This is a genomic window from Lachnoclostridium sp. An131, assembly GCF_002160825.1.
Lineage (GTDB): Bacteria > Bacillota > Clostridia > Lachnospirales > Lachnospiraceae > Laedolimicola.
The window spans coordinates 22,056-35,414 of the sequence record NZ_NFLI01000024.1 but is presented as its reverse complement, the minus strand read 5'-3'; the positions used below and the strand labels follow the sequence as shown (position 1 = coordinate 35,414).

General features: G+C 51.7%; 12 protein-coding genes and 1 tRNA gene. 11 read left to right on the top strand and 2 right to left on the bottom strand.

The window, feature by feature from the left end; translation table 11 throughout:
• Positions 1-142: 142 nt before the first annotated feature.
• Entirely contained in the window at positions 143-967 is an 825-nt protein-coding gene (locus B5E77_RS15775; protein WP_204248077.1) for an undecaprenyl-diphosphate phosphatase, read from the bottom strand.
• A 279-nt stretch (positions 968-1,246) separates the two neighbouring features.
• Between B5E77_RS15775 and B5E77_RS15770 the strand changes: the two genes are divergently transcribed.
• The 3 genes from B5E77_RS15770 (at position 1,247) to B5E77_RS15760 (ending at position 3,782) form a co-directional block, all read left to right on the top strand.
• The gene (locus B5E77_RS15770) at positions 1,247-2,125 is read left to right on the top strand and encodes an ABC transporter substrate-binding protein (RefSeq protein ID WP_087166318.1); all 879 of its coding nucleotides are present in this window, start codon (positions 1,247-1,249) and stop codon (positions 2,123-2,125) included.
• 216 nt (positions 2,126-2,341) lie between these two features.
• A complete protein-coding gene (locus B5E77_RS15765) occupies positions 2,342-3,073 on the top strand; it encodes an amino acid ABC transporter permease (RefSeq protein WP_242963785.1) in 732 nt (243 codons plus the stop codon).
• A complete protein-coding gene (locus tag B5E77_RS15760) occupies positions 3,060-3,782 on the top strand; it encodes an amino acid ABC transporter ATP-binding protein (protein ID WP_087166317.1) in 723 nt (240 codons plus the stop codon). The genes B5E77_RS15765 and B5E77_RS15760 overlap by 14 nt, the downstream gene beginning before the upstream one ends.
• Before the next feature lie 499 nt (positions 3,783-4,281).
• Here B5E77_RS15760 and B5E77_RS15755 read toward each other — a convergent pair.
• Positions 4,282-4,355, bottom strand: a tRNA-Val gene (locus B5E77_RS15755).
• Positions 4,356-4,542: 187 nt separating this feature from the next.
• On the opposite strand from B5E77_RS15755, the gene B5E77_RS15750 reads away from it, so the two are divergent.
• From B5E77_RS15750 to B5E77_RS15715, 8 genes are all read left to right on the top strand, one after another.
• Entirely contained in the window at positions 4,543-5,667 is a 1,125-nt protein-coding gene (locus tag B5E77_RS15750) for a polysaccharide pyruvyl transferase family protein (RefSeq protein ID WP_162609724.1), read from the top strand.
• Between the two features lie 48 nt (positions 5,668-5,715).
• A complete protein-coding gene (locus B5E77_RS15745; protein WP_087166315.1) occupies positions 5,716-6,351 on the top strand; it encodes an endonuclease III domain-containing protein in 636 nt (211 codons plus the stop codon).
• A 2-nt stretch (positions 6,352-6,353) separates the two neighbouring features.
• Positions 6,354-7,556, top strand: coding sequence for a class I SAM-dependent rRNA methyltransferase (locus tag B5E77_RS15740; protein ID WP_087166314.1), 1,203 nt, complete (start codon positions 6,354-6,356; stop codon positions 7,554-7,556).
• Positions 7,557-7,558: 2 nt separating this feature from the next.
• Complete coding sequence (locus B5E77_RS15735) at positions 7,559-9,007, top strand: RsmB/NOP family class I SAM-dependent RNA methyltransferase (protein WP_204248076.1); 1,449 nt, start codon at positions 7,559-7,561, stop codon at positions 9,005-9,007.
• A 228-nt stretch (positions 9,008-9,235) separates the two neighbouring features.
• Entirely contained in the window at positions 9,236-10,420 is a 1,185-nt protein-coding gene (locus B5E77_RS15730; protein ID WP_087166312.1) for an NAD(P)-dependent malic enzyme, read from the top strand.
• Between the two features lie 205 nt (positions 10,421-10,625).
• Entirely contained in the window at positions 10,626-11,393 is a 768-nt protein-coding gene (locus B5E77_RS15725) for an SIR2 family NAD-dependent protein deacylase (RefSeq protein WP_087166311.1), read from the top strand.
• A 48-nt stretch (positions 11,394-11,441) separates the two neighbouring features.
• A complete protein-coding gene (locus tag B5E77_RS15720; RefSeq protein WP_087166310.1) occupies positions 11,442-12,008 on the top strand; it encodes a xanthine phosphoribosyltransferase in 567 nt (188 codons plus the stop codon).
• Positions 12,005-12,931: a YitT family protein gene (locus B5E77_RS15715; protein ID WP_242963783.1), complete on the top strand. Its 927-nt coding sequence runs from the start codon at positions 12,005-12,007 to the stop codon at positions 12,929-12,931. Before B5E77_RS15720 ends, B5E77_RS15715 begins: the two co-directional genes overlap by 4 nt.
• Positions 12,932-13,359 lie beyond the last annotated feature (428 nt).

The window sequence follows — 13,359 nt, the reverse complement described above, 5'->3', positions numbered from 1 at the left end:
GTTCTACAATTTTTACTTTTTCTACTGCATCAATTTTGCTTTTTCTGGACATAAAATACCCCCAAGTAGGTTTTTATATTTTAGTGTCCTACTTGAGGGTATCATATCATTTTGGTATCCCGCTGCTTTTTGCCGTGCGGCGTCAGCCGGCGATCAGAAAATATGCAATTACAAGAATTCCAAGCACAATCCGGTACCAGCCGAAGGCTTTGAAATCGTTCTTTTTAATATAGCTCATCAGGAACTTGATAGCCAGGACGGATACAAGGAAGGCTGTGGCCATTCCCACCAGCAGAACCGCCAGCTCTGTCCCGGTAAAGTTAAATCCGAATTTCACCAGCTTCAGAAGGCTTGCTCCAAACATGACCGGAATCGCCAGAAAGAAGCTGAATTCTGCAGCTATGTAACGGGATGCTCCAATCAGCATGGCGCCCAGAATAGTGGCTCCGGAGCGGGAGGTACCGGGAATCAGGGAAAGAACCTGAAAGGCGCCGATAAGGAGAGCTGTCGGGTAGCTCAGCTGTTCAAAGCTGTTGATGACTGGCCTGCGGTTCCTGTTCCGGTTCTCAATGACGATAAAGAGTATGCCGTAGAGGATCAGTGTAGCAGCCACGGTCTGATAATTATAGAACAGGGCGTCGATCTGATCGTCAAAGGGAAGGCCGATGACAGCGGCAGGGAGCGCGGCCACGATGACCTTAAACCAGAGCGACCAGGTATCCTTTTTGAACAGGCCCTTGGAGGGAGTGGTAAAGGGCCACAGCTTCCAGAAATAAAGGACAACTACAGCAAGAATCGCTCCCAGCTGAATCACCACAAGGAACATTTCCTTAAATTCATCGCTTACATTCAGGTGAATAAATTCATCTACGAGAATCATATGGCCTGTGCTGCTGATGGGGAGCCATTCTGTCAAGCCCTCCACGATGCCCAGAAGAAGAACCTTCAGCCATTCCAAAATATTCATATTAAAATCCTCATTTCCCGGCATTTCAGTCTTCGAGAAGAAAGTAAATGCCGCTTTTTAGATTATCAGTATACCACACTCCGCCGGGTTGTCAATGTCGAACGGAAGGGTAGTTTAAGGGACGTTATGAATGAAAAACGAAAATTTATGCAGGATTTCTTCGGATTTATACGTCTTGTCTCTTGCTTTTTTCTGAAATGATGATAAAATGTAGCAGAGTGAAATGTTTACGCATAGCATAGTAGATTTCACTTACTTTAATCAATGGGAGGAAATACTATGAAAAAATTGGTGGCTGTATTACTGGCAGGTGCAATGTGCTTTTCACTTGCGGCCTGCGGATCTGGCACGGCAGATGAGACTGTGACTTCAGACGCAGAGGTTGCTGTGGAAGAGACTACGGATGAGACAGAAGCGGCAGAGGATGAGACGGCTGCGGCAGATACAGAGGAGGCTGCTGACACCGCAGCGGCCGGAGAAGTGACAACTGCGACAGAGGGTGTACTTACCATGGGTACGAATGCGGCATTCCCGCCGTATGAGTACTATGAGGGGGACGCTATTGTAGGAATCGATGCTGAGGTTGCCCAGGCGATTGCTGAAAAGCTGGGCCTGACCCTGGAAATCGTAGATATGGACTTCGGTTCCATTATCACTGCAGTTCAGACTGGCAAGGTAGATGTAGGTATTGCCGGAATGACCGTTGAGCCGGACAGACTGGAAAATGTAGATTTTACAGACTCTTATGCGACTGGCGTTCAGGTGGTTATCGTACCGGAAGGATCCGAGATTGCCTCTGTAGATGATCTGGAAGGAAAACTGATCGGTGTGCAGGAGTCTACGACCGGATGGCAGTACTGCACAGAAGATTATGGCGATGAGAATGTAATTCCTTATCCGAATGGAGCGACAGCGGTACAGGCTCTGATGGACGGCAAGGTAGACTGCGTCGTTATTGACCAGCAGCCGGCCCTCAGCTTCGTGGAGGCTAACGAGGGGCTGACGATTCTGGATACAGAGTACGCTGTGGAGGATTACGCAATTGCCGTATCCAAGGATAACACGGGACTGAAGGACGCGATCAATACGGCGTTGAATGAGCTGATTGAGGATGGCACAGTTCAGGGTATTCTTGACAAGTACATCTCTGCAGAGTAAGAGAATCGGCAGAAAAGAGAAAGAGCATGGAGCCGGACGCAGGAAGTGTGAGGCGTACCTGTTCAGCTTGAAAATCTGAAATTCAAGAGCATCAGCGAGGGTGTTCAGGCAGCAGATGGAACACCCTCGTTTTATAGCGTCAGTATACAAGGGACAAAAGGAAGAGCTGGTTTGCCCTTTGTACACGGACGCTGTTACGAAAGGGGGCCATGCGGCGTGGGAGAATTTATAGAAGAACTGAAGCTGGGAATTTATCAGACCTTTATTCTGGATAACAATTATCAGTATTTTGTCAGAGGCATTGGCGTCACTCTGCTTGTGACGGTTTTTGCACTGATCCTGGGCCTGGTGCTGGGTGTGATTGTGGCAATCATACGCTCCGCCCATGATCAGCAGCCGGAGAAGAAAAAAAGTATTGTGCTGCGGCTTTTGAACGGGATCTGCAAGGTGTATCTGACGGTAATCCGCGGTACACCTATGCTGGTACAGCTTTTGATCATGTGGTTTGTCATCTGGGCCAGCGCCCGGGCTACAGACGGGAACATGATCCGCTGTGCGATTCTGTCCTTCGGCATCAATTCCGGAGCTTATGTGGCGGAGATTGTCCGTTCCGGCATTATGTCTATTGACAAAGGGCAGATGGAGGCGGGCCGTTCTCTGGGACTGAATTATGCGACGACGATGCGTTTTGTCATCATTCCTCAGGCGATTAAGAATATTCTGCCTGCTCTGGGAAATGAGCTGATCACACTTTTGAAAGAAACCTCTGTGGTGACTGTCATCGGCTTGAAGGATTTGACTAAGGGCGCCATGCTGATTCAGGCGAAAACCTATCAGGCATTTGTTCCCTATATCGCAATCGCGGTGATTTATCTTATTATGGTACTTTTCCTGTCCTGGGTTCTGGGCAGACTGGAGAGGAGGCTGAGACAGAGTGATTTACGTTAAGGGATTAAAGAAGACGTTTGGAGACAATCAGGTGCTCTCCGGCATTGACATGCACATCAGCCCGGGAGAAAAGGTGGTGATCGTAGGGCCGTCCGGTTCTGGAAAATCGACCTTTCTTCGCTGCCTGAACCTGCTGGAGCAGCCTACAGGCGGCTCTATCATCTTTGACGGGCAGGAAATCACGGCTCCAGGTGTGGACGTGAATCTGATCAGACGGCGGATGGGAATGGTATTTCAGCATTTTAACCTGTTTGCAAACCTGACTGTGAAGAAGAACATTATGCTGGCTCCCGTGCAGCTGAAGCTGAAGACGAAGGACGAGGCGGAAGCTGAGGCTATGCGCCTTTTAAAGCTGGTGAATCTGGAGGAGAAGGCAGACTCTTATCCTGCGCAGCTTTCCGGCGGGCAGAAGCAGAGAATTGCCATTGTGCGCTCTCTTGCCATGAATCCGGAGGTAATGCTTTTCGATGAGCCCACCTCAGCGCTCGACCCGGAAATGGTGGGCGAGGTGCTGGAGCTGATGAAGAAGCTGGCAGATGAGGGGATGACGATGGTCGTAGTCACCCATGAAATGGGGTTTGCCAGAGAGGTGGGAACCCGTGTGGTATTCATGGATGAGGGAGCTGTCATGGAGGAGAATACCCCGAAGGAATTCTTTGAAAATCCGAAGGATCCGAGGCTTCAGGATTTCCTGTCCAAGGTATTGTAGAGGAAAACTGCAGTTTTTGATTTCTTTCGTCTTTCGTAAGAATTTCTTAATCCACTTTATACATTTTTTAGAGGGAGTACATAGATTAGTCACAAATTACTGGTATATTAAACATGTAGCAAGAACACATATCAGTATTTCATTCATAACACTCGGGGACTTCCGAGAGGAAGCCCCCACTCCCTCGAAAAGATACGGAGCCTGCGCGGAGCGGGCTCTTTTTGTGCGCAGATTTTGGCGGGGCTTATGGCTGGAAAGCAGCAGGCTGCGCAAGAATTCAGGGCGGGGCGCCTGCAGAGGATTTTCTGCAGGCGTCCCGCCCTGAGTTTTTACAGGACCAGCCCGTTTTATGTATTTTCTGGTACTCCGCTAGCCGCAGCGGCAGAGAGAATGCTTGAAAAGGCTCCAGCCGCCGCGTGTTCTCGGGATAATAGATGTGTGAGACCGGACACCGGCGATACGGGCGAAACCGCACTCCTCCCCGGAACTGGCGCCAAAGTGGAAGCAAAGGGGCTCGAACCCTTGACCTCCCGCTAGTCAGGCGAGCGCTCATCCCAGCTGAGCTATGCTTCCATAGGCATGAGATATTCGAAATCTATATCCTTCGATATTCTATCATAACCGCCGGGAAATAACAAGAGAGATTGCGGTTCATGAGTAGACATTTGCCGGTTTTTTTATTATACTGGATCACATGCGGAGCTTCTGCCGCGTGCAGGCTTTTGGGCGGCAGAAAAAGAGAAAGCATGAGGTATGGATAATGAAAATTGCGGTAGTTACGGTTTATGACGGTCTCAATTTCGGCTCCTTTCTGCAGGCATATGCGATGCAGGCGTATCTGAAGGAGCAGGGGCATCAGGTGTATTTTGTCCAGAGGATGACAGAGGAGGAAAACCTCGCCCTGTTTACGACAAGGAAGCCGGAGGAGGAGTGCGGATTCGTCAGAAGGATCTGGAGAACCTGCCTGAAATATACGGTAAACAGAAAAAGAATTCAGAGAGAAAACAGGTATTACAGGAGCCAGTTTCCTTATTACCAGGAGGCGTGGAAGCAGTTCCGCCTTCGGAGACCCGGAGAGCTTTCTGATATAGACTGCCTGGTGTGCGGCAGTGATGAAATCTGGAATTTGAACAATCTGAATCTGGATGTTCCGTTTTATGCCTGCGCTAGCTATGGGAGCGGGAAGGCAAAGCTTGCGGCTGCAGTCAGCGCGGGAAATGCACAGCGGGAAGACTTTGACAAATATCCGCGGCTGGAGGAAGCGATCCGGGGATTTGACGAGATTCTGGTGCGCGACAGACATACCGGGGAGATTATAAAAGAGATTACAGGGCGGGCTCCGGAGCTGGTCTGCGACCCGACGCTGATGGTGGACAGAGCTATTTTCCGGAAGCATGAGAGCCTTAAGCTCCCCGGGAACTATATGCTTGTGTACACATATGGGCTGACGGAGGCGCAGAGCAGGCTCTTGAAGGAGTTTGCAGGGAAGCACGGGTACAGAATTGTGTCCGCCTGCATGGATATTGATATTGCCGACGAGGCAGTTTCTGCTTCTCCTCTGGATTTCGCAGGTCTGGTCGCGGGGGCAGAGTGCTGTGTGACGACGACGTTTCACGGTACGATATTCTCCCTTCTGTTTGCAAAACGGTTCTGTACGGTAGCCAAGTATCCGAAGATAAGCGCGCTGATTGAAGAGGTGGGCGCGCAGGCGCATCTCTGGGACGGAGAATCTGCAGAGGAGCTGGAAAAAATGCTGGAGACAGAAGCGGACAGAGAGGCGCTTGATGGGAAGCTGGAGGAGCTGAAGAGCAGATCAGCGGACAGAGTGAACCGCGCCTTGAAAAGAGTGGAGGAGAAGTCAGGCCGGGCGCTGGGGCCGGAGTGAGCGAGGGCGAATGAACGTGTGGAAAATAAAAGAAGAAGAGGGATGAATATGACAAAAGAAAAGCTTGCGCTGGAAATCATAGAGAGGCTGAAAAAGGAGTATCCGGATGCGGGATGCACACTGGATTATGACCAGGCCTGGAAGCTTCTGGTGAGCGTCCGCCTGGCGGCGCAGTGTACAGACGCCAGAGTGAACGTAGTGGTGGAAAAGCTGTATGAAAAATATCCGGATGTAAAGGCTTTGGCGGAGGCTCCGGTGGAGGATATTGAGGCGATTGTAAAGCCCTGCGGACTGGGGCACAGCAAGGCCCGGGATATCAGCGCCTGCATGAAAATCCTGATGGAGCAGTATGATGGAAGGGTGCCGGACGATTTTGACAAGCTTCTGAAGCTTCCGGGCGTGGGGAGAAAAAGCGCAAACCTGATCATGGGAGACGTGTTTGGAAAGCCGGCGATTGTGACGGATACCCATTGTATCCGGCTGGTGAACCGGATGGGGCTGGTGGACAATATCAAAGAGCCGAAAAAGGTAGAGATGGCTCTCTGGAAGCTCGTTCCGCCGGAGGAGGGCAGCGATTTCTGCCACAGGCTGGTGTACCATGGCCGGGACGTATGTACGGCGCGGACAAAGCCTCACTGCGAGCGCTGCTGCCTTGCGGATATCTGTGCGAAGAATGGAGTGTGAAAATGGAAGCTGCGATAGTAACGCTGAAAAAGGGAGAGGGCCGGGCGCTGAAGGCTGGAGGCGCCTGGGTCTATGATAATGAGATAGAATCTGTAATGGGAAGCTTTGAGGACGGGGATATCGTCCAGGTCCGTGATTTCGACGGCTATGGCCTTGGAAAGGGCTTTATCAACCGTCATTCCAAGATCCGGGTGCGCATGCTGACCAGAAACCCGGCTCAGGAGATTGACCGGGAGCTTCTGAGGAAAAGAGTGCGGGATGCCTGGGAGTACAGAAAGAGGACCGTGGATACGGGAAGCTGCCGTCTGATTTTCGGGGAGGCGGATTTTCTGCCGGGAATTGTGGCGGATAAGTTCTCCGATGTGCTGGTGATTCAGTCGCTGGCCCTTGGCATGGACCGCTGGAAGGAAGTGCTTGTGGAGGAGCTGAAGGCGGCTCTTCTGGAGGATGGAATCCGGATCCGCGGCGTCTATGAGAGAAGTGACGCAAAGGAGCGGGAAAAGGAGGGGATGGAGCGCGTCAAGGGCTTTATCGGAGATCCCTTTGATACGAACGTTGAGATTGTGGAAAACGGTGTGCGGTATCTGGTGGACGTAAAGGATGGACAAAAGACCGGCTTCTTTCTGGATCAGAAATACAACCGCCTGGCGGTGCAGAAGCTCTGCCGGGACGCAAGGGTACTCGACTGCTTCACCCACACAGGCTCCTTTGCTCTGAATGCAGGAATAGCCGGGGCCAGAGAGGCGCTGGGGGTAGATGCTTCTGAGCTGGGTGTGCGCCAGGCAGAGCTGAATGCAAGACTGAATGGCCTGGAGAGCCGCGTGCATTTCCAGACAGCGGACGTCTTTGATCTGCTGCCTGAGCTGGAGAAGAAGGGGGAACGCTATGATGTGGTTATCCTTGACCCGCCTGCCTTTACAAAATCCCGCAGCTCGGTAAAAAATGCGGTCAAAGGGTACCGGGAGATCAATATGCGCGGTATGAAGCTGGTGCGGGACGGAGGCTTTCTTGCGACCTGCTCCTGCTCCCATTTTATGACCTATGAGCTCTTTACGCAGACGCTTCAGCAGGCGGCGAGAAGTGTCCACAGGCGGCTTAAGCAGGTAGAATACCGGACGCAGGCTCCGGATCATCCGATTCTCTGGGCGGCGGATGAATCCTATTATCTGAAATTCTATATTTTCCAGGTCTGTGAGGAAAGGTGAGCATGAAGCTTCCGGAGAAATTTGAAGAAAGAATGAAAGAGCTCCTGGGAGAGGAGTTTCCCGCTTTCCTGGAGAGCTATGAGCATGGGCCTTATCAGGCTCTGCGGATAAATACCTGTAAGATACCGCTGCAGGAATTTCAGCGGCTTTCTCCCTTTGCCTTGCGTCCGGTTCCCTGGGCGCAGAACGGCTTCTACTATGGCGGGGAGGACAGGCCTGGAAAGCATCCGTGGCATGAGGCCGGACTCTATTATATCCAGGAGCCCAGCGCCATGGCGGTGGGCGTTCTGGCAGGCGCATTGCCTGGGGAAAGGGTCCTCGACCTCTGCGCGGCGCCTGGCGGGAAGACTACGCAGCTGGCAGCTGCCATGAAGGGAGAGGGCCTGCTTATCTCCAATGAGATTCATCCGGCCCGGGCGAAGATCCTCTCTTCCAACGTAGAACGGATGGGGATCCCGAACGCTGTGGTTACGAATGAGACGCCGGAAAGGCTGGCGGAACGGTTTCCGGCATTTTTTGACCGGATTGTCGTGGACGCTCCCTGCTCCGGTGAGGGCATGTTCCGCAAGGAGGAGCAGGCTCTGCTTCAGTGGAGCCCGGAAAATGTAAGCATGTGCGCAGAACGGCAGCAGGGCATTCTGGAGCAGGCGGCGAAGATGCTGCGTCCCGGCGGCGTGCTGGTATATTCAACCTGCACCTTTGCCCCGGAGGAGGACGAGGGAAGCATCACAGAGTTCCTTTGCCGGCATCCGGAATTTTCTGTGAAAACGGTGGCCGCCTGTGAAGCCTTTTGTCCCGGACGTCCGGAGTGGGCGGCAGCGCGGCGCGGGACGGAGGCTGTCCCGCAGGAGATTCAGGCACAGATAAAAAATACATTCCGGCTCTGGCCTCATCGGCTGGAAGGGGAAGGCCATTATGCGGCAGTGCTTCAGAAGGAAGGCTGTGGCGCGGCGGAAGAAAAAAGGAAATCCGGACGGGCCCGAAAGTCCGTTTCTTTTGCTGCGGAAAAAGAAGCGGTTCAGCTGTACCGGGAATTTGCCCGGGAAAATCTGGTTCATGCCCCGGAAGGGACCTTCCTTCTTTTTGGAGAACAGCTGTTTCTGCTCCCCTGCGGTATGAATCTGGAGGGGCTTAAGGTCCTGCGGGCAGGCCTCCATCTGGGAACTGTGAAAAAGAACCGGTTTGAGCCCGCCCATGCGCTTGCTCTTGCGCTGCAGGCAGGGGACGCGGTCCGCACCTGCTCTTTCCCGGGAGATTCGGAGGAGATTCGGGCATATCTGAGGGGAGAAAGCCTGGAAATGGAAGCTGCGGATACGAAAGCAGAAGGCGGCAGAGCCGGGGAAAAGGGCTGGACGCTGGTTCTTGTAGACGGATATCCTGTCGGCTGGGGAAAGCTGGCGGGAGGAATGCTGAAAAATCATTATCCCAAAGGACTCCGGGTAAAGGGGTGAGCGGGAATGACCAGAGATATAAGCTTTCAAAATGACCCGCAAAAATAGCCCGCAATGAAAAGAAATGCTTTACCTTACTGGAAAAATGTATTATTATAAAGTGGTTGAGAACAACGGAGTCCCGCAGCTGTCTCTTCGGACAGGTAAAATCCGGTCTTTGGATACTGAATCCTGAAATGCGATTCCGGATGCGGGTGTAAGTGCAAATATGAGAGGAGAACTAAGACGATGGCAGAAAAAACTGTTGCAGAGAGAAGCCTCGAGCTTCATGAGAAGTACAGAGGAAAGCTTGAGATTAAGTCCAGAGTTCCGGTAAAGACAAAGGAGGATCTGTCTCTGGCTTACACACCGGGCGTGGCGCAGCCCTGCCTTGAGATTCAGAAGGACATTGACAAGTCCTATGTGTACACAAACCGCTGGAATACCTGTCTGGTAGTGACAGATGGAACGGCTGTCCTGGGCCTTGGCGATATCGGACCGGAGGCAGGCATGCCGGTTATGGAAGGAAAGTGCGTGCTGTTTAAGGAGTTCGGCAACGTAGACGCATTCCCGCTCTGCATCAAGAGCAAGGACGTAGATGAGATTGTCAATACCATTTACCTGATCTCCGGCAGCTGCGGCGGTGTCAACCTGGAGGATATCTCCGCTCCCCGCTGCTTCGAGATCGAGAAGAAGCTGAAGGAAAAATGTGATATTCCGATCTTCCATGACGACCAGCATGGAACGGCTGTCATCACCCTGGCAGGCCTGACCAACGCTCTCCGTCTGGTAGGAAAGAAGAAAGAGGAGATCAAGGTGGCTGTCAATGGAGCAGGAGCGGCCGCGATTTCCATCACCAAGCTTCTGATTGCCGCAGGAATTAAGAATGTGACTCTGTGCGACCGCACAGGCGCTATCTATGAGGGCCGTGAGAAGGGCATGAATCCGATCAAGGAGGAGATGGCAAAGATCACGAATCCGGACAAGATTCACGGCAGCCTGGCTGACATCGTGAAGGGCGCGGACGTATTTATCGGCGTGAGCGCTCCGGGCAGCCTGACCACCGAGATGGTAAAGACGATGGCGAAGGATGCGATTATCTTTGCATGCGCGAACCCGACGCCGGAGATTTATCCGGATGAGGCAAAGGCAGGCGGAGCGAGAGTCATCGCTACGGGCCGCAGCGATTTCCCGAACCAGATCAACAATGTGCTGGCGTTCCCGGGAATCTTCCGCGGAGCCTTCGACGTGCGTGCCAGAGATATCAATGATGAGATGAAGATGGCTGCCGCTGAGGCGCTTGCAAATCTGATCTCTGAGGACGAGCTGTCTGAGGATTATATCATTCCGGCAGCGTTTGATCCGAGAGTAGGCAAGGCTGTAGCTGAGGCTGTAGCTGAGGCTGCGAGAAAATCAGGCGTAGCGCGCATTTAATCAATAGCAGAGGAGAACCCTCCGGTACAGTGTCCCCAGGATTTTGTACCGGAGGGTTTTGTGCATATTTGATAAAACAGTAAAAGAATAGTGGAAAAATATTGACATAAATGACGGAAGATGGCACAATAAAAACAGGCAGTAAGATGTTGGCAGGAAAGGGCTGCGGATGCTGTCAAAATGATATTTTCACGGAGGTTTCCTTATGAATAAGTATGAAATGATTCGTGACATCTTGGATAAGAGCAGTTATACAGTAGCTATGTGCGGCACCGATATGATGAAGGAGTCGGGGATGCCAAGCCTCAGGGCTCCGGAAATTGCTTATCAGGTAGAAAAGGAGTATGGGTATTCTCCGGAGGAGATTTTTTCTTCCGTATTCTATACGAACCGTACGGAGACGTTTTTCAACTACTACAGAAAATATATGCTGATGCCGCCCCTGCAGCCGAGCGACGGCTTTTACGCACTGGCTGAGCTGGAGAAAAGAGGAAAGCTGCAGTGCAGTATCGCGAACAATGTACATAATCTTCCAGGCAGGGCGGGATGCACGAAGATTCTGAACCTGCACGGCACCATTTATGACAACGAATGCCCGCGCTGCGGCAAAAAGTATTCGATGGAATATATGCGCGATTCCAAAAAGGTTCCTCTGTGTGAGGACTGCATGGTGCCGGTGCGTCCCAAGGTGCTTTTGTTCGGAGAGCAGGTGGATAACCAGATGATGACGACGGCAGTAGGGGAGATTTCAAAGGCAGAGGTGCTGCTGCTTCTCGGGACGTCGATCAATTCGGGCCTCTGTGACGGGTATGTACAGTATTTCCATGGAAAGACCATGATTATCATCAGCGCGTCCAAGCATTTTATGGATGAGAAAGCAGATGTGGCTCTTCATGAAGAGGTGAAGACGGCGCTGCCGAAGATCGTCTGGCCTGACGGCAGAGTACCGGACAGCGCGGAAAAAACGGAATAAAAATACAGCCGGGACAAAAAATGAGACAGGAAAGGACAGGACAGAAAAATGAAGCTGCTGGAAGATAAAATATTACAGGAAGGGCAGGTACTGGGAGAGGATATACTGAAGGTGGACAGCTTTGTCAGCCATCAGGTGGACGCCGCTCTCATGGAAGAGCTGGGAAAGGATATGGCGGAGCATTTCCGGGGACAGGGAGTGACGAGAGTGTTTACGATAGAGTCTTCCGGGATCGCGCCTGCGCTCTTTACAGCCAGAGAGCTGGGAGTTCCCCTGGTGATTTTGAAGAAGCAGAATGCGGAGAATTTGGGGACGCAGGTCTGGCAGACAGAGGTGGTGTCTTATACCAAGGATATCTCCTACCAGCTGACGCTTGCGAAAAATTATATTTCAGATTCAGATCATGTGCTGATCGTAGATGATTTTCTGGCGAACGGAGAGGCGGCTACAGGGGCGGTGCGCCTGATTCGAAAGGCCCACGCTACGGTGGCTGGCGTTGGCGTCTTGATCGAGAAGGCCTTTCAGCCGGGAAGAGAGAAGCTGGAAAGCCAGGGGATTCCTGTATATGCCCAGGCCAGCATTAAGGCGTTTGATGGCGGAAGGGTGGTATTTTGAGCAGAGAGCGGAAAAAGCTACACCGGTCAGCCGACGATATGCTCTGGAAGCTTGAGAGAAAGGATATAGTCCGGCTCCTGATAGCAGTGGTTGGCATGTTTATTTATTCTGTAGGCGTCAATACCTTTATTGTGCCCGCGGATCTCTACAGCGGCGGCGTCATGGGAATCAGCCAGATTCTGCGTACGCTTCTGATAAGGTACACGGACTTCAGCATGGGCGGTACAGACATAGCGGGTATTATCAACTTTGTGCTGAATATTCCCCTGTTCTTTCTGGCCTATTTTTCGATAGGGAGAGGTTTTTTTATCCGGACGGTGATCTGTATTTTCAGCCAGACGCTGTTCCTGACTCTGATCCCGATTCCGGCTGCGCCTCTTGTGGAGGACACCATCACGGCCAGTTTGATGGGCGGAATCCTGGCAGGTGCCGGAATGGGAATTGCCCTCCGGGGAGGAGGCAGCAGCGGAGGCGCGGACATTCTGGGAATGTTTATCACAAAGCGTCATCAGGAATTCAGCGTAGGGCGGCTGAACCTGATCATAAACTGCTGTATTTATCTGGCCTGTGCTTTGCTGTTTGATATTAAAGTTGTCATTTACTGTATCATTTACAGCGCCGCCAGCGCGCTGGCGCTGGACAAAACCCATACCCAGAACATCAGCACAGGGGTATTTATCTTTACCAAGGAGGAGCCGCAGAGGGTTATGGCCTATATTCTGACGGATTTGGTCAGGGGCGTGACCTACTGGGAAGCCAGAGGCGGCTATACAAATCAGGAGACGAACATTATCTTTACGGTTGTTTCAAAGCACGAGTTATCAGCTTTGAAGCACAAGCTGCGCCAGGTAGATCCGGCAGCGTTTCTGGTGAGCAAGGAGAATGTAGCAGTTGAAGGAAAATTTGAGAAGCATTTGTCCTGACGGCAGGAGAAAGGTGCCGAAACGTCCATATCCTGTTCTATGATTATGGGCACGTTTTTAGATGGATCTGTATTAGAGATTACGTATTATACTGATACACAGGAGGAAGTGACAGAAAGTATTGCACTGTTCCGGGAATTAGGATAAAGAAGACAGAGTTCTGCGGCTGGCTATTTCTATACTGTGTATCAGCGGTATGTACAAGACAAGCAAAACACTTTGGAGTTTTACATAGGCCAGGCTTTCGCCTTTCCTTATCCAAGTGTCCGGCTTTTCGCGAACAGCTGTGGGATACCTGCGGACGTTTGGTCCGTCAGGGAGCACACAGCTGTCCGTGAAATGTCCGAACACAGGATAAGGAAAGGCGAAAGCCGTCCGTTTATATAAAACTCCAAATTTTTTTGATAAAAGTGAAGAGATCCGAAAAC